This is a genomic window from Pseudoxanthomonas jiangsuensis (assembly GCF_010093185.1).
Taxonomy (GTDB): Bacteria; Pseudomonadota; Gammaproteobacteria; order Xanthomonadales; family Xanthomonadaceae; genus Pseudoxanthomonas; species Pseudoxanthomonas jiangsuensis.
The window spans coordinates 42799-58799 of sequence record NZ_PDWL01000002.1 but is presented as its reverse complement, the minus strand read 5'-3'; the positions used below and the strand labels follow the sequence as shown (position 1 = coordinate 58799).

The following is a 16001-nucleotide window of genomic DNA, read 5'->3' as shown; positions in this document are numbered from 1 at the left end:
CGGTCAGTTCTGAATTCAGCCGCGGTTGCGCGCTGGCGCGAATAATTCGCGGGCCGGATGAAAGTGGTTCCCGCGCGGACATCGCAACCGGTACCGCATAACAACAATGAGACAAGCGAGTCCCGAATGAAGAACACCTCCGTGCTTGCCCTGGCCCTGCTGGCCGCCCTGCCGTTCGCTGCTTCCGCCGCCGAAGGCGTGTCCTACAACTATGTCCAGGGCGGCTACACCGCCACCAACACCGATGGCGCCGACGCCGATGGCTTCGGGGTCGATGGTTCGGTCGCGATCGCGCCGAACTTCCACCTGTTCGGCGGCTACGGCAACCAGGAGATCGACGACACCTCGATCGACTTCGACCAGTGGCGCGTGGGCGTGGGCTACAACCGCGAGATCGCCCGCTCGGCCGACCTGGTCACCCGCGTGGCCTACGAGAAGTTCGACGCCGGCCAGGGCTTCGACTACGACGGCTGGAGCGCGGAGGTCGGCGTGCGCGGCGCGCTGGCCCCGAACTTCGAAGGCTATGCGATGGCCGGCTACGAAGACGGCGACGAGTACGACGGCGAGTTCTACGGCCGCCTCGGCGCGCAGGTGAAGTTCAACCCGAACTGGGGCTTGAGCGGCGACGTGAAGTTCGTCGACAGCGACACCCAGTGGTTCGTGGGTCCTCGCTTCAGCTGGTAACAGCGTTCCACGCGCGGGTGCCGGGGCAGTTCCTCTCTCTCCCTGCCCCGGTCCACCGCGCGACCCCTGGCGTGTTCCCTCCCTCCACGCCAACCCGGAGCCCGGCGCAAGCCGGGCTCTTTCTTTGTCCGCGCCTCAGCGGAACAGGGTGTCCGGATACTCGGGCTTCTGTTCGCGCGCCAGCAGCTGGCGCAGGCCGTCGACCGGGGTGATGTCCCCGTGCAGCACCGCCTGCACCCCGGCGGAGATCGGCAGGTCGATGCCGTGGCGGCCGGCCAGGCGCATGACCTCGTCGGCGGTCTGCACCGACTCGACCACCTGCCCGATCTGGGCGATCGCCTCGGCCATCGCCTGGCCGCGGCCCAGGGCCAGGCCCAGGCGGCGGTTGCGCGAAAGATCGCCGGTGCAGGTCAGCACCAGATCGCCTAGACCGGCCAGGCCCATCAGGGTTTCCGGACGCGCACCGATCGCCGCGGCCAGGCGCAGCATCTCGTTGAGGCCGCGGGTGATCAGGCCGGCGCGGGCGTTCAGGCCCAGCTCCATGCCGTCGGACACGCCGGTGGCCACCGCCAGCACGTTCTTCATCGCCCCGCCCAGCTCGGCGCCGACCATGTCGTTGCCGGTGTAGGCGCGGAACGCCGGGCCGTGCAGGGCGTCGGCCACGGCCTGGGCGAAGCCGGCGTCGGCGCCGTGCACGGTCACCGCGGTCGGCAGCCCGAGCGCGACCTCCTTGGCGAAGGACGGGCCGGTAACCACCGCCAGCGGCACCTGCGGCCCGAGCACGTCCTCGGCCACCTCGTGCAGGAAGCGACCGGAGCCGGGCTCGAAACCCTTGGTCGCCCAGGCCACGCCGGCGCCAGCCGGCAGCCAGGGCTTGAGCGTATGCAGGGTCTCGGTGAAGGCGTGCGAGGGCACCACCACCAGCACCCAGGCGCTGCCGGCGACGGCCGCGGCCAGGTCGGTGGTCGCGCGCAGGCTGCCCGGCAGTTCGATGCCGGGCAGGTAGCGCGGATTGAGGTGGTCGCGGTCGATCGCCGCGACCATGGCCTCATCGCGGCCCCACAGCGTGGTCGGGTGGCCGTGGCGCGCGGCGAGCGCGGCCAGGGCCGTTCCCCAGGAGCCGGCACCGAGGACGGCCAGCGACGGTTTGGACTCGGCGCTCGCCGCGGTCATGGGCCGGGGTGGTGCGGCTTAGGCGTTGCCGGCCGGCTCGGCCGAGGCGATGTCGCCGCCGGCGGCGGCCTGGGCCTGGCGCTGGCGCAGGGTCTCGGCGTACAGCGCGTCGAAGTTGATCGGCTGCAACAGGAACGGCGGGTAGCCGCCGGCCTGGACCAGGTCGCCCACGGTCTGGCGCACGTACGGGAACAGGATGTTCGGGCACTGGGTGCCCAGCAGCACGTCGATGCCCTGCGGCGGCAGGCCGGCGATGCCGAACACGCCGGCCTGCTCGACCTCGGCCACGTAGGCGGTCTTCTCGCCGACCTTGCAGGTCAGGGTGACGCGCAGGGAGACCTCGAAGGCGTTCTCGTTCAGGCGCTGCACGCGCTGGTTGAGGTTGAGCTGCAGGTCCGGCTGGCCGGCCTCGCCGAAGATCGCCGGGGCGTTGGGCGACTCGAAGGAAACGTCCTTGACGTAGATCTTCTCGACGCTGAAGGCCGGGCCAGCGGCTTCCTGCGGGGCGGGGGCGGCAGCGCCGTTGGTGGTTTCGTCGGACATTTCGCAACTCCAGAACAGTAAAAGGGATCGATCAGGCTCGATCGGGGACCGAATCGGGGATTATGGCACGGGCCCGCGGGCCCGACGGCGGCTCAGCCGCGGCCCTTGACCAGCGGCAGCCCGGCGGCCTGCCAGGCGGCGATCCCGCCGTCCAGCCAGAACACCTGCTCGAAGCCGGCCTTCTTCAGCTTCTTCGCGGCATCGGCCGAGGCCATGCCGTTGCGGCAGACCAGCACCACCGGCGACTGCTTCGCCCCCGCCAGCAGCTTGCCGGCCGGGTCGAACTGGCTGGGGATGACGTTGCGGCTGCCGGCGATGTGGCCCTTCTCGAAGTCCGCGATCGCCGACAGGTCCACCACCACGGTGCCGGGCTGGTTGGCCAGCAGCGGCAGTTCGGCCGGCTTGAGCGGCTTGTAGCCGCGGAACAGGCGGGCGATCTCGGTGTAAATGATGGCCACGGTCAGGCCGACCAGCGCCAGCGACAGCATCGGGTGGCGGCCGGCGAAGGCCATCAGGGTCTCGAAATTCACGGCGGGGCGGGGTCATGGACGCGATGCGGGGCGGCGATTGTCGCACAAGCCCCCGCCGCGGCCGCAGGCGTCGGGCCGGTTACTGGCCTTCCCAGAAGTCGGGCAGGCCGGCGGCCCACCAGCGCTTGGCCTGGTCGTCCCAGCGCCACTGCTCGCTCCAGCGCATGGTGCGCTCGGCCTGGGTGTGGCGGTTGATCACCCCGATCTCGACGGTACGCATGATGCTGCCGTCCTCCAGTTCGCCGTTGCCGCCCTCGCGGTAACGGGTGACCTGGAGCTGGCGGTAGCGCTCCAGTTCCAGGTCGGTCAGCGGATCGGCGGCGCGCCGGGCCGGGTCGACCAGCTGCCACGCCGCCTCGTATTCGCTCCAGCGCAGGGCCGAGGCGAACGCGGCCTGGGCCTGGTCGAGCCGGGCACGCTGGCGCGCGCCGGCCGCATCGGCGTCGGCGGCGGGCAACAGCAGGGACAGGAACAGCGAAAGGATCGCGGCAAGGCGCAGCATCGGCATGCGGCCAGCAAGGACGGACCGGAGCATCCTAGCAGGCCGTCGCCACGGCTCAGGGCCGCGCCAGGGCGACGAAGCGTCCGCTGAAGACGGTGGCGTCGCCGCCATCCGCCAGGGCCACCCGCGCGGCGATCCGGCAGCGCGCACGGCCGCGCTGGCGGAAGGTCGCCACGAAATCCTCCCAGGCGCCCTCCTCCAGCCAGGCCTCGGCCTCCAGCGCGGCGTACAGCGGCGCCAGGTAGCGCACCGTGCTGTCGGCCACATACACGTCGGCCTGCAGGCCGGCGCGCGCCAGCTGCCGGGTCGCCAGGCCCCAGCCGGCCAGGGTCATCAGCGACACCAGGCTGCCGCCGAAGGCCGAGCCCTTGTCGTTGACGTTCGGCCCCAGCGGCGCGTGCAGGCGCAGGCGCGCGCCGTCATCGCCCGCGATCACCCTCACCTGCATCGCACGAACCTGGGGAATGCCGTCCAGGTGCGCCTGCAGCCACTCCAGGGAATCGTCCGGGAAATCGTCTGCGACCATCGCGGTACCGGTGCTGTCGCGCGAGGCTCGCGCGGGGTCCGCATAATGCCGCAATGCCCGCGCCCGACGCTTTCTCCTGGACTTTGGTCTCGCTGCGCCCGCGCGCCGGCCACGACAGCCTGCGCCACGCGGCCGCCCGCCACGGTGGTCGCCTGCTGGCGCTCTCGCCCTGGGTACTGCAGCCGCGTCACGACGACGGCGCACGGCAACAGCTGGAAGCGGCGCTGGAAGCCGAGGCGCTGGTGTTCACCAGCCCGGCCGCGGTGCATGCGGCGGCGGCCTTGCGGCCGTTGCGGCCACGCCGCGGCCAGCAGTGGCTGGCGGTCGGCGCCGGCAGCGCGGCGGCGCTGCGCCGTGCCGGGATCGAGGACGTCCAGGTCCCGCGAAGGATGGACAGCGAAGGCCTGCTCGCCCTGCCCGCGCTGGCCGGTGCCGCCCGCGTCGGGCTGGTCACCGCACCGGGCGGCCGCGGCCTGATCGCCGCGACCCTGGCCGCGCGCGGGACCGAGGTACGCCGCGCCGATGTCTATGCGCGCCTGCCGCTGCCGCCGACCGCCGTCGCGCTGGCGCGCCTGCGCACACTCTCCGGCCCGGCCTGCCTGGCACTGAGCAGCGCCGAGGCGCTGGAGCGGGTGCTCGGCCACTGGCCCGCGGAAGCGGGCGACGCCCTGCGCCGCTGCGCCGTGGTCGCCGCCAGCGAACGCCTGGCGGCACTCGCCCGCGGCCACGGCATGGCGCCGGTCGCACTGGCCGACGGCCCGCGGCCCGCGGCCCTGGCCACGGCCGCGGCCGCGCTCGTGGCCCATTCCTGAATCCGATTCCGCTTCCCTGAATCCCGGCGCCTTGCGGCCGCACGGACGCCAAGCGATCCTTTCCCGCGCGGTCGCCGCGCCGCTGCGGAGAGAAGGTCCGCAGGCCGGCGCCGCGGTTCGACAAGGATGCAACCGTGAACGACGAATCACCCCACCCTTCCCGCAAGCGTCTGCCCGCGGCTATTGCCCTGTTGTTGCTGCTGGCGGCCGGCCTGGCCGGCTGGTACGGGTGGCATGCCTGGCAGACGCGCCAGGCGCGGACGCAGGCGCACGCGGTCGAGAACGCCCGCCAGCTGGACACGCTGCTGCAGCGCATGGACACCCTGCGCGGCGACCTGGGCGCCCAGGGCCGCCTGATCAAGGACGCCGCTGCGGCCAACCGCCTGCTGCGCGACGAGGTCCTCGCCCTGGGCCAGCGCAACGCCCTGCTCGAGGAAACCGTGGCCCGGCTGGCCGCCTCCAGCCACCAGGGCAGCCAGGCCGTGCGCCTGGACGAAGTGGAACTGCTGCTGGTGCTCGGCACCCAGCGCCTGCGCATCGCCGGCGATGCCGAAGGCGCGCGCCGCGCCTACGCCCTGGCCTCCAACCTGCTCGAGGGTCTGGACGATCCGGGATTGCTCAACCTGCGCCAGACCCTGGCCAGCGAACGCGGCGCGCTCGATGCGCTCGGCGCCGGACCGCGCGCGGCGCTGGCCGGCCGCCTGGATGCGTTGGTCGCGCGCCTGCCGCAGCTGCCGGTGCAGGACCTGGCGCTGGTGGAAGGCGGAGGACCGCGCGCGGCCTGGTGGCAGCGCCTGCTGGCGCCGCTGGTGCAGATCCGCCCGGCGGGCAGCCAGGACGTACTCGGCGATGCCGACCGCCAGCTCGCCGACGACGCCCTGCAGCTGGAACTGACCCTGGCCCGCGCCGCGCTTGAGCGTGGCGACGTCGACGCCTTCCACACGGCGCTGAACCGCTGCCGTGCGTGGATGGCGCGGTTGTGGCCCGATTCACCGGGCCTGCGCGAAGTTCTGGGCGAACTGGATGCGTTGCGCGCCGCGCCGCTGCAACCGCAGGCACCGGCCCTGGATGCCACCCTGCTGCAGCTGCGCGCGCTGCGCGACGGAAGGAGCCCGTCGTGAAGCCGTATCGTTCCCTGGTGATCGCGCTGTGCGTGGCCGTGATCGGCGTGCTCGGCGCACAGTGGCTGGCGCAGCAGGATCCGGCCGCGATGGGCCGGGTGATCGTGCGCGCCGCCGGCTACGACTACAGCGCCTCCCTGCCGGCGGCGATCCTGCTGGTGGTGCTGGCCTGGCTGTTGCTGGGCGTGCTGGTCTGGCTGCTGCGATTGCCGTTCCGCGCCTGGAGCCGCTACCGCAAGCGCCAGGGCCGCGCCCGCCTGCTGGAAGGCCTGCGCGCCCTGCAGGGCGGCGACTGGCGCCGCGGCGAGCGCCTGCTCGCCGCCGCCGGCACCGACCGCGAGGCCGGCGCGGTGGCCCTGGCCGCCGCGGTCCGCGCCGCCGACGGCCGCGGCGACGAGACGGCCGCGCAGCAATGGCTGCAGGCGCTGGAAGCGCGCGACCCGGGCGCCCACGCGGTTCTGCAGGGCGAGCGCCTGCTCGAACGCGGCCTGCCGGTGGATGCGATCAATGCTCTGGACGTCGCCGCCGCGCAGCCGCTCCCGCCGCGCGGCCTGGTCCTGCGCGCCCGCGCCCTGGCGATGATCGGCCGCGCCGGCGAGGCCTACGGCCTGCTCGGCGCCCTGCGCCAGCAGGCGGCCCTGCCGGAACCGGAACTGGCGCGCCTGGAAGGCGAACTCGCCGCGCAGCAGCTGCACGAGGCCGCCGACGCCAACCTGCTGGCCGAACGCTGGGAAGCCATGCCCAAGCCGCTGCGGGCCGAGCCCGCTGTGGTCGCCGCCTACGCCACCCGCGCCGCCGCGCTGCGCTGGAACGATGCCGCCCTGCGCCACCTCGACCACGCCCTGGACGCGCAGTGGGACGAATCGCTGGTCGACCTCTACGGTCGCCTGCCGATCGGCCACGTCGACTCGCGCCGCGCCAGCGCCCAGCGCTGGCTGCAGCAGCATCCGGCCAGCCCGGCTCTATTGCTTGCGCTCGCCCGGCTGGCGCAGCAGCAGGGGCAATGGCCGCAGGCGCAGGAATTCCTGCATCGGGCGATCGCCCAGGGCGCCAGCGGCGATGCCTGGGAGGAACTGGGCCATGGCTTCGCCGCCGCCGGCGACGAGGCGCAGGCGCGTCGCGCCTACGCCAATGCCCTGCGCGTGGCCCGCGGCGAACCGGCCGAGGAACTGCCCGGCCGCGACCTGCGCGAGAAGATCCACGACCTGGCGGTGGTGGAAGAGCGCGACGACTACGGTTTGCCGCGGCTCAAGCCCTAGGCGTCGTTCCTCAGCGCTCGACGATCGCCACCACGCCCATGCCGCCGGCGGTGCAGATCGACACCAGCGCGCGGCCGCCGCCGCGTTCGGCCAGCTGCTTGGCGGCGGTGGCGACCACCCGCGCGCCGGTGGCTGCGAACGGATGGCCGGTGGCCAGCGAGGAACCGACCGGGTTGATCTTCTCCGGATCGATCCGGCCCAGGGGCGCATCCAGGCCCAGGCGGTTGCGGCAGTAGTCCTCGCTCTCCCAGGCGCGCAGGGTGCACAGCACCTGGGCGGCGAAGGCCTCGTGGATCTCGTAGAGGTCGAAGTCCTGCAGGCTCAGCCCGTGCCGCCTGAGCATCTCCGGCACGGCCACGGTCGGGGCCATCAGCAGGCCCTCGCCGTGGACGAAGTCCACCGCCGCCACCTGGGCGTCACGCAGGTACGCCAGCGGCTCGTGGCCGTGGGCGCGCGCCCAGTCCTCCGACGCCAGCAGCACCGCGGCGGCGCCATCGGTCAGCGGGGTCGAGTTGGCCGCGGTCAGGGTGCCGCGGCCGGAGGTCCGGTCGAACGCCGGCTTCAGCGTGGCCAGCTTCTCCAGCGACGTGTCCGGGCGCAGGATGTTGTCGCGCTCCACCCCGCGGAATGGCGCGACCAGGTCGGCGAAGAAGCCGCGCTCGTAGGCCGCGGCCAGCTTGCGGTGGGAGGACACCGCCCATTCGTCCTGCGAGTCGCGCGAGATGCTCCACTGCTTGGCCATGTCCTCGCAGTGCTCGCCCATGCTCTTGCCGGTGCGCGGCTCGGCCACGCCGGGGAAATCGGGCTTGAGCTCGGACAGCTTGAAGCCCTTGAACGCGGCGATCTTGTCGCGGGTGCTCTTGGCCCGGTTGGCGGCGAGCAGGCGCGCGCGCAGCTTCTTCCCGTACACGATCGGCACATCGGAGGTGGTGTCCGAACCGCCGCCGATGCCGGCCTCGATCTGGCCCACCGCGATCTTGTTGGCCACGGTGATGATGGTGTCCAGGCTGGTGCCGCAGGCGCGCTGCATGGTGATGCCCGGGGTCAGCGGCGACAGACCGGAGGACAGGGCGGCCTCGCGGCCGAGGTTCCAGTCCGAGGCGTGCTTGATCACCGCGCCCATGGCCACTTCGCCCAGCTGCTGGCCGTGCAGGCCGAAGCGCTCGACCAGGGCGCCCAGGGTCCGCACCGACATGCCGAGGTTGCCGACGTCCGAGTAGGCGGTGTTCTGGCGGCAGAACGGGATGCGGACGCCGCCGAGGATGGCGACGGGACGGGGGGCTGGCATGGGGAGACCTCGGGCGGATTCCATTCGTGGATTACGGTCTGCATACGCGACCGAATGCATAATGCCCGCAGTGTAGCCCCGACCCGTCAGGCGGCCAATGAGCAAGACCGACTTCGGCATGAACGCCCCCGCCCCTTCCTCGCAGGGAGGACGCTCGCATGGCTGAGCCCGTGTTCCGCGGCGTGTTCGCCCTGGAGCTGGCCGGCGGCGCCGCGCCCGGCCGTCCGGCGCTGTCTCCGGAGGAAGCCGGCGAGCTGGCCGCGCGCATCGGCCGCGACCTCGCCGCGCTGGTCGAGGGCGTGGCCGGGCTGGACCTGGTCCTGGCCGCGGCCCATTTCGATCCGGCCGAGGCCCTGCGCCCGGGCTGGCCCCTGCACCAGCGCCTGGCCGAGCTGCATGCGCGCGCGCCCGGCCGCGGCGAGGGTCCGCGGGTGCTGGCGTTCGGCGCCGATGCCCAGGGCGAGGTGCCCTTGCCGTTCCAGGCCGAGGCGGCGCTGGCGGGCGGCGGCCTGCGGGTGTTGCCGTTCCTGCTGGCCGGTCCGGCCGGGGCGGTGGCCTCGGTGGCCGAGGCGCTGGAGGACAAGCTGCTGCAGTTCGGCATGGCCCGCCCCGACACCGCGCTGGCGGCGCAGGACGGCTTCCACGCCCGGATCGAGCACGCCCGCTATCTCAGCGCCCACGATCTGGCGGCGATGATGGCCATGCAGTACGAGAACCAGGGCCTGGCCCCTTTGTGGAGCCTGGTCGAGGCCGCGCTGCTGGCGCCGCGGGACGTGGAGTGGCTGGATGCCGGCCCCGAGCCCCTGCTGCGGCTGGAGAACGGCGAGGTGCGCATGGCCCTGTTCGATCCGTCCGGCTGGTGCGCGCACTACCAGGGCGGCCAGGCGGCCGAAGGCGAGTGCGAGCGCCTGCAAAGGGTGTACGAGCATTTCCTGGCGCGGCAGAGGCAGCTGGCCGCGGTGCTGGAGGCGCACGGCATCCCGGTGCTGTACGTGCACGCGGACGGCAGCGGCGATCCGCGCATCCTGCTCGCGCAGGCGTCCTGAGGCCGCGCCTTCCTTTCGCTGGAAACGCGGCGACGGCCTGCGCCGCACGGGCGCAGGCCGCGAAACCCTCTCTTACCGGGTCACCTTGATCACGCCGCAGGCCAGGCGCGCGCCGGCGTTGCCGGTGGGCTGGGTGTGGTAGTCGTCCGGGGCGGCGTGGACGATCACCGCGCGGTTGGCGATGTCGTTGAGCGCGCCGCCGCCCAGGGTCACGCCGCGCAGGTGGACGTTGACCGTGGCCACGCCCTCGGCGTTGGAGGCGATGTTGTCCATGTCGCCGGCATGGTGGGCGCCGGCGCCGGCGCGGCCATGGGCGCTGGCGGCAGGATTGAAGTGGCTGCCGGCGCTGGTGGCGTCGACCGCGCTGCAGTCGCCCTTCTCATGCACGTGGAAGCCGAACTGGCCGTTCGCCGCCAGGCCGCCGACCTCGCCGCTGATGTGCACGCCATCGCCCATCGGTGCGATCGCCAGCTTGCCGCTGACCCGGCTGCCGGACGCCGAGGACAGGACCACGGCGGCCTGCTGGGCGGTGCTCACCGGGGCGGGCGGCGGCGGCGGTTCGGGCGGGGTGCTGCTGCAGGCGGCCAGGGCGAGCAGGCCGATCGAGGCCAGGGCGATGCGCATGGTCCGGATCTCCGGTCGGGGAAAGGGCCCACAGGATACGCACCCGGCCGGTTCACGGCGGATGAACCCGCGCGGTGCCAGCGCGATCGCGCGCGAACGGTGCGGGTGCCGCTGGCGATCCCGCCTCAGCGCCGCTTGCGGCCCGGGCCGAGCTTGCGGGTCACGGTGTTGCGGCCCACGCCGAGCAGGCTGGCCGCCTCCACCCGGCGGCCGCCGGTGTGCTGCAGGGCGGCGGTGAGCAGGGCCTGGTCGAAGCGCTCGCGCGCTTCGGCGTGCAGGTCGCGGGCGCCGGCCTGCAGGCAGGCCAGGGCCCACTGCCCGAGCTGGCGGTCCCATTCGGCCGGGCCGGCGGCCGCGGATGCGGCGGCGCCGGGCGCAGCGCCGGAAGCGGCCGCCTGCACCAGCTCCAGGTCGTCGGCGGTGATCGTCTCGCCGGGGGCCAGCGCGGCCAGGCGCCAGCACACGTTCTGCAGCTCGCGCACGTTGCCCGGCCAGTCCATGCCCTGCAGCGCGGCCAGCGCCGCCGGCTCGAAGCGCTTGGACCCGGCGCCAAGCTTGCGCGCGGCGCGGTGCAGGAAGGTGTCGGCCAGCAAGGGGATGTCCGGTCGGCGCTCGCGCAAAGCCGGGATCTGCAGCCGGACCACGTTGAGCCGGTGCAGCAGGTCGGCACGGAAGCGGCCCTGCTGGACCAGGGTTTCCAGATCCTGGTGGGTGGCGGCGACCACCCGCACGTCCACCCGGATCAGCTCGCGGCCGCCGACCCGGAAGAACTCGCCCTCGGCCAGCACCCGCAGAAGCCGGGTCTGCAGGGAGGCCGGCATGTCGCCGATCTCGTCCAGGAACAGGGTGCCGCCGTCGGCCTGCTCGAAACGGCCGACGTGGCGCTTCTGCGCGCCGGTGAAGGCGCCGGCCTCGTGCCCAAACAGTTCGCTCTCCAGCAGCTCGGCCGGGATCGCAGCGGTGTTGAGCGCCACGAACGGTCCGGCCGAGCGCGGCGATTCGCGGTGCAGGGCGCTGGCCACCAGTTCCTTGCCGGTACCGGTTTCGCCGGTGATCAGCACCGACAAGGGCGCCTGCGCCAGACGCCCGATCGCGCGGAACAGCGCGCGCATGGCCGGGGTGTCGCCGATGAGCTCGGCGGACGGACCCGGCTCCGGTTCCGGCGGGGCCGGCCGCGGCGGCTTGGCGGCGCTGCCGGCCGGCAACGCGCGCGCGGCCAGCGCCACCGCGTCGTCCAGGTCGAAGGGCTTGGACAGGAATTCGTGGGCGCCGCCGCGGAAGGCGCTGGCGGTGCTGGCCACGTCGGTATAGGCCGACATCACGATCACCGGCAGCTGCGGGTGCACCGACTTGAGCCGGTCCAGCAGCTTCAGCCCGTCCTCGCCGGGCATGCGCACGTCGGTGAACAGCAGGTCCGGGGCGCCGCGCACGCGCAGGGCGGCCAGGGCGCTGGCGGCGTTCTCGAAGCCGTCGACCTCGTAGCCGGCATCGCGCAGGGCGGTGGCCAGGACGAAGCGGACCGAGCGGTCGTCGTCGACCACCCAGACCCGGCGGTTGTCGGCGGGGATGCGTGCGCTCATGTCGATGCGCCTCCTTCGGATTCGGTCTGCGGCAAGAGCAGGGTGAAGACGGTATGCCCCGGGCGGGAGCGGAAGGTCAGCGAGCCGCGGTGCTCGCGCGCGACCTGGTGGGCCAGGGCCAGGCCCAGACCGGTGCCCTCGGCGCGGCCGCTGACCAGCGGCAGGAACAGGTGTTCGGCCAGTTCGTCCGGCACGCCGCGGCCGTCGTCGACGATCTCCACCCGCAGCGCGCGCGGGTGCAGGTGTTCGCGGATGTGCAGGCCGCTTTCGACCCGGGTGCGCAGGATGATCGTCGAGGCCCCGGCCTGCAGCGCGTTGCGGACCAGGTTCCAGACCGCCTGGGCCAGGCGGTCGGCGTCGCCGGACAGCTCGGGGATGGAGGGGTCGTAGTCGCGCTGGACCCGCACCGACCAGCCGCCCTCGGCCTCGGTCAGGCGCAGCACCCGCTCGAGCACGGCGTGGATGTTCAGCGGCGCGTGCGGGCGCTGCGGCGCCGACGACATCAGGTTGTCGACCAGCTGGCTGAGGCGGTCGATCTCGGCGCCGATCAGCTCCAGCAGTTCGCGCTCGCCGGCATCGTCCGGGCGCGCGGCCGCGCGCCGGGCCAGCAGCTGGGCGGCGCCCTTGAGCCCGGCCAGCGGATTGCGCAGTTCGTGGGCCAGGCCCTTGAGCGCGGCCGACAAGGCCCCAGGCAGGGCCTGGGCCGCGTCCGGCGCGGGGAAGGCGTCGGCCGGGTGCGCCTCCAGCAGCCAGCCGTCGGCGGTGCGGGTGACCCAGCCGTCGGCGTAGCGCGGCGCCTCGCCGGGCACGCCCAGGGCGATCCGGTGCAGGCGCAGGACCTCGCGCTCGTCCTGTTCGAGGAACCGGGCCAGGGCCTCGCCGTCCTGTTCCAGCGCCGCCAGCGGCTGGCCGATCAGGCGCCGGGGCCCGACCCCCAGCCAGCGCGGGAACGCCGGGTTGATCCCCACGATCCGGGCCTGGGCATCGGCCCAGGCCAGCGGGGTGGCGAGCTGGTCGGAACCGGGGGCGGCGCTGCTCATGTCCATTGCACCAATTTAGTGCATGCACCGGCCGGCTGCGAGAGGCGCGCAACGCTGTCGCCCCGGCGCCCCGCGGGACCGGGCGCCTTGCGGAGGCCAGCGCACCCGAAGCGTCGCGGTGCGATGCCTGCCGCCGGGAAGTAAAGGAGGAGGCTTCGGCCACCGGCCGGAGCCGGGGGACATGAGCGGCGGCAGGCATCGTGCCGCGACGCCGCGGCCATGTCCCCCGGCAACGATGCAAAAGTCGCTGGGTCCCGGCGGGCGCCGCCGGGACGACGGATCGCGCGCGATCCGGACCGCTCAGCGCTGCCGGCGCGCCTGCTCGGCCAGCGAATGCAGGATGCGCAGGTCCTGCGCGTCCAGCTCGGTGGCGGCGTCGCCGCGGTAATGCAGGCGGTACGCGCGCACGGCCGCGGCGCGGTCGTGCAGCGGCCAGCCGATGGCCTGCATCGCCAGCCACGGGTCGAACCCGGGCGGCGGCTCGCCGTCGGCCGGGTCGGGCCACAGGCCATAGCCGGCCTGCGCCAGCTGCCGCCACGGGAAGCGGGGCCCCGGGTCGGTCTTGCGCGCCGGCGCCAGGTCGGCGTGGGCGATGACCGCGTGGCGCGGGATGCGCAGCCGGGCGCACAGGTCGTCGAGCAGGCGCAGCAGGGCGTCGAGCTGCGCGGGCGGGAAGGGTTCATCGCCATCGTTGTCCAGCTCGATGCCGATGGATGCGGAGTTGAGGTCGTCGATCGTGCCCCAGCTGCCACCGCCGGCGTGCCAGGCGCGCTGCGCGTCGGCCACCAGCTGGTACAGCGTGCCGTCGTCCGCGACCAGGTAGTGCGCGCTCACCGGGCCGCCCTGGTTGCGCGTGCGCAGGGTGTGCAGGCTGTGCGCCGCCGAATCCTGCTCGGTCGCGTGCAGGACGATGATCGTCGGCCGGCGCGGGTCGTGGTTGGGCGAGGGCTGCCACTGCGCCATCGCGTTGCGCGGCGGCGCATGGGTGCAGGCGCACAGCAGCAGCAACGACAGCGCGGCGGTCCTGCGGAAAAAGGCCATGGCCCATTGCAGCGTGATGCGTGGCCGATGGCAAGCAATGCCGGTGCGCGCGGCGCAAACGCAACGAGTGGGCGGGCGGAACGGGGGGGATCACGGGATCACCTCGGCGGTGTCGGATGCGCTGCGCCCCCCGGGCAGCGCTGGCAGCGACGGGGCGCGGGGCCCCGCTGGCGGCCCGCAGGCCGCCGGGGATGCGGCCGGCCGCGTGGACCGGCCGCATCGGGAAGATCCCGTTCCGCGGCGTCGCCGCGGAACGGTTGCCACATGCCGCGTCGATCAGGCCTCGTAGGCCGACTCGCCGTGCGAGGTGATGTCCAGGCCCTCGCGCTCGGCTTCCTCGCTCACCCGCAGGCCGAACACCAGCTTGGCCACGGAGTAGCCGATCACCGAGACGACGCCGATCCAGACGATGGTCAGGCCCACGCCCAGCGCCTGGATGCCGACCTGCGAGGCGATGTTGAAATCCTCGCCGCCGGTGCCGCCCAGCGACGGCGCGGTGAACACGCCGGTCAGGATCGCGCCGACGATGCCGCCGACGCCGTGCACGCCGAACACGTCCAGGCTGTCGTCCGCGCCCAGCAGCTTCTTCAGCCCGGTCACGCCCCACACGCAGATCACGCCGGCGGCAAAACCAATGGCGACCGCGCCGAACGGACCCACCAGGCCGGCGGCCGGGGTGATGCCGACCAGGCCGGCGACCATGCCCGAGGCCACGCCCAGGGCCGAAGCCTTGCCCTTGACCAGCTTCTCGGTCAGCGCCCAGCCCAGCACCGCGGCGGCGGTGGCGACCAGGGTGTTGAGGAAGGCCAGGGCCGCGCCGGCGGTGGCTTCCAGGTTGGAACCGGCGTTGAAGCCGAACCAGCCCACCCACAGCAGCGAGGCGCCGACGAAGGTCAGGGTGACGTTGTGCGGCTTGATCGCGGTCTGGCCGTAGCCCAAGCGCTTGCCCACGAACCAGGAGCCGATCAGGCCGGCGATACCGGCATTGATGTGGACCACGGTGCCGCCGGCGAAGTCCAGCGCGCCCTTCTCGAACAGGAAGCCACCGGCCGCCCAGACCATGTGCGCGATCGGCAGGTAGCCCAGGGTGAACCAGATCACCGTGAACAGCAGCACCGCGGCGAACTTCATGCGCTCGGCGAAGGCGCCGACGATCAGCGCGCCGGTGATGCCGGCGAAGGTGGCCTGGAAGCCGACGAACACGTACTCCGGCAGGCTCACGCCGTCGGTGAAGGTGGCGGCCAGGGTGTCGATGGTGACGCCCTTGAGGAACAGCTTGTCCAGGTTGCCGACCCAGGCGCTCTCGCCCGAGAACGCCAGGCTGTAGCCGTAGACGATCCACAGCACGCTCAACAGGGAGAACACCACCGCGACCTGGACCAGCACCGACAGCACGTTCTTGGCGCGGACCATGCCGCCGTAGAACAGCGCCAGGCCGGGCACGACCATCATCAGCACCAGCAGGGTGGAGGTCAGCATCCAGGCGACGTCGCCCTTCTCCACCACGGGCTCGGCCGCGGCGTCCTCGGCGGCGGCCGCGGGTTCGGCAGCAGCCGCGACGGCCGCGGCATCGGCGGGCGCATCGGCCGGCGCCGCTTCGGTGGTCGCCGGCGCGATGGCCTCCTGGGCGACGGCGGTGCCGACGAACGCGGTGGCCGCCAGCGCAGCCACCAGCATCAGCAGGCAAAGGGAATGGAACCGGGTCTTCCACCCGGACAGCAGACGGATGTTCATGGGCTGTGCTCCGAGTGTGGGTTAGAGCGCGTCCGCGCCGATTTCGCCGGTGCGGATGCGGATGACCTGTTCGACCGCGGTGACGAAGATCTTGCCGTCGCCGATCTTGCCGGTGCCGGCCGACTGCTGGATCGCTTCCAGCACCGCGTCCAGGCGCTCGTCGGTGACCACGGTCTCGATCTTGATCTTGGGCAGGAAATCGACGACGTACTCGGCGCCGCGGTACAGCTCGGTGTGGCCCTTCTGGCGGCCGAAGCCTTTCACTTCGGTCACGGTGATGCCGGACACGCCCGCCTGGGCGAGGGCTTCGCGCACCTCGTCAAGCTTGAACGGCCGGATGATGGCGGTGATCAGTTTCATGTTCGCATCCCGATGGTGGAGGGTCCGGCCGCGAGGCCGGCGTTCGGAACTTGCAGAGGACGACCGGGTCCGCTGGACCCGGCGCCTCCTTCGACATGGCCGCCCCGTGCCGGCGGCGGCGCACCGATTCCCAGGCTG

17 protein-coding genes are annotated in these 16001 nt (G+C 73.1%); 5 read left to right on the top strand and 12 right to left on the bottom strand.

Features of this window, described 5'->3' with window-relative positions:
* The first annotated feature begins 126 nt into the window (after window positions 1-126).
* A complete protein-coding gene (locus CSC62_RS01690; protein ID WP_162404436.1) occupies window positions 127-684 on the top strand; it encodes an OmpO family porin in 558 nt (185 codons plus the stop codon).
* Window positions 685-819: 135 nt separating this feature from the next.
* Here the strand turns inward: CSC62_RS01690 and CSC62_RS01685 are convergent, their stop codons facing one another.
* The 5 genes from CSC62_RS01685 to CSC62_RS01665 form a co-directional block, all read right to left on the bottom strand.
* Entirely contained in the window at window positions 820-1857 is a 1038-nt protein-coding gene (locus tag CSC62_RS01685; protein ID WP_162404435.1) for an NAD(P)H-dependent glycerol-3-phosphate dehydrogenase, read from the bottom strand.
* An 18-nt stretch (window positions 1858-1875) separates the two neighbouring features.
* Window positions 1876-2400 (bottom strand): protein-export chaperone SecB, encoded by a 525-nt coding sequence (gene secB / locus CSC62_RS01680; protein WP_162404434.1) that lies wholly within the window; start codon window positions 2398-2400, stop codon window positions 1876-1878.
* A gap of 92 nt (window positions 2401-2492) precedes the next feature.
* Complete coding sequence (locus CSC62_RS01675; RefSeq protein WP_170298344.1) at window positions 2493-2930, bottom strand: rhodanese-like domain-containing protein; 438 nt, start codon at window positions 2928-2930, stop codon at window positions 2493-2495.
* A gap of 79 nt (window positions 2931-3009) precedes the next feature.
* Window positions 3010-3432, bottom strand: a complete 423-nt coding sequence (locus CSC62_RS01670; protein WP_246194111.1) for a hypothetical protein — start codon at window positions 3430-3432, stop codon at window positions 3010-3012.
* Window positions 3433-3487: 55 nt separating this feature from the next.
* Complete coding sequence (locus CSC62_RS01665) at window positions 3488-3958, bottom strand: YiiD C-terminal domain-containing protein (protein WP_162404433.1); 471 nt, start codon at window positions 3956-3958, stop codon at window positions 3488-3490.
* A gap of 53 nt (window positions 3959-4011) precedes the next feature.
* Between CSC62_RS01665 and CSC62_RS01660 the strand changes: the two genes are divergently transcribed.
* The 3 genes from CSC62_RS01660 to CSC62_RS01650 all read left to right on the top strand — a co-directional run bounded on the left by CSC62_RS01660 (window position 4012) and on the right by CSC62_RS01650 (window position 7150).
* A complete protein-coding gene (locus CSC62_RS01660; protein ID WP_162404432.1) occupies window positions 4012-4770 on the top strand; it encodes a uroporphyrinogen-III synthase in 759 nt (252 codons plus the stop codon).
* A 134-nt stretch (window positions 4771-4904) separates the two neighbouring features.
* On the top strand, window positions 4905-5891 hold the full coding sequence (locus tag CSC62_RS01655) for a uroporphyrinogen-III C-methyltransferase (RefSeq protein ID WP_162404431.1): 987 nt from the start codon (window positions 4905-4907) through the stop codon (window positions 5889-5891).
* Window positions 5888-7150: a heme biosynthesis protein HemY gene (locus CSC62_RS01650; protein ID WP_162404430.1), complete on the top strand. Its 1263-nt coding sequence runs from the start codon at window positions 5888-5890 to the stop codon at window positions 7148-7150. The genes CSC62_RS01655 and CSC62_RS01650 overlap by 4 nt, the downstream gene beginning before the upstream one ends.
* 10 nt (window positions 7151-7160) lie before the next feature.
* Here the strand turns inward: CSC62_RS01650 and CSC62_RS01645 are convergent, their stop codons facing one another.
* Entirely contained in the window at window positions 7161-8438 is a 1278-nt protein-coding gene (locus tag CSC62_RS01645; RefSeq protein ID WP_162404429.1) for an acetyl-CoA C-acetyltransferase, read from the bottom strand.
* A 158-nt stretch (window positions 8439-8596) separates the two neighbouring features.
* Between CSC62_RS01645 and CSC62_RS01640 the strand changes: the two genes are divergently transcribed.
* Entirely contained in the window at window positions 8597-9484 is an 888-nt protein-coding gene (locus CSC62_RS01640; protein WP_162404428.1) for a hypothetical protein, read from the top strand.
* Window positions 9485-9556: 72 nt separating this feature from the next.
* Here CSC62_RS01640 and CSC62_RS01635 read toward each other — a convergent pair whose 3' ends face one another.
* The 6 genes from CSC62_RS01635 to CSC62_RS01610 form a co-directional block, all read right to left on the bottom strand.
* Window positions 9557-10117 carry a superoxide dismutase family protein gene (locus CSC62_RS01635; RefSeq protein WP_425501981.1) on the bottom strand — a complete coding sequence of 187 codons (561 nt, stop codon included), beginning with the start codon at window positions 10115-10117 and terminating at the stop codon, window positions 9557-9559.
* A gap of 116 nt (window positions 10118-10233) precedes the next feature.
* Complete coding sequence (gene ntrC, locus CSC62_RS01630) at window positions 10234-11688, bottom strand: nitrogen regulation protein NR(I) (RefSeq protein WP_162404426.1); 1455 nt, start codon at window positions 11686-11688, stop codon at window positions 10234-10236.
* On the bottom strand, window positions 11685-12728 hold the full coding sequence (locus CSC62_RS01625) for a two-component system sensor histidine kinase NtrB (RefSeq protein ID WP_162404425.1): 1044 nt from the start codon (window positions 12726-12728) through the stop codon (window positions 11685-11687). The genes ntrC and CSC62_RS01625 overlap by 4 nt, the downstream gene beginning before the upstream one ends.
* Window positions 12729-13028: 300 nt before the next feature.
* Window positions 13029-13769 carry an N-acetylmuramoyl-L-alanine amidase gene (locus CSC62_RS01620; RefSeq protein WP_162404424.1) on the bottom strand — a complete coding sequence of 247 codons (741 nt, stop codon included), beginning with the start codon at window positions 13767-13769 and terminating at the stop codon, window positions 13029-13031.
* A gap of 276 nt (window positions 13770-14045) precedes the next feature.
* A complete protein-coding gene (locus CSC62_RS01615; protein ID WP_162404423.1) occupies window positions 14046-15503 on the bottom strand; it encodes an ammonium transporter in 1458 nt (485 codons plus the stop codon).
* 21 nt (window positions 15504-15524) lie between these two features.
* On the bottom strand, window positions 15525-15863 hold the full coding sequence (locus tag CSC62_RS01610; RefSeq protein ID WP_162375855.1) for a P-II family nitrogen regulator: 339 nt from the start codon (window positions 15861-15863) through the stop codon (window positions 15525-15527).
* Window positions 15864-16001: the final 138 nt, after the last annotated feature.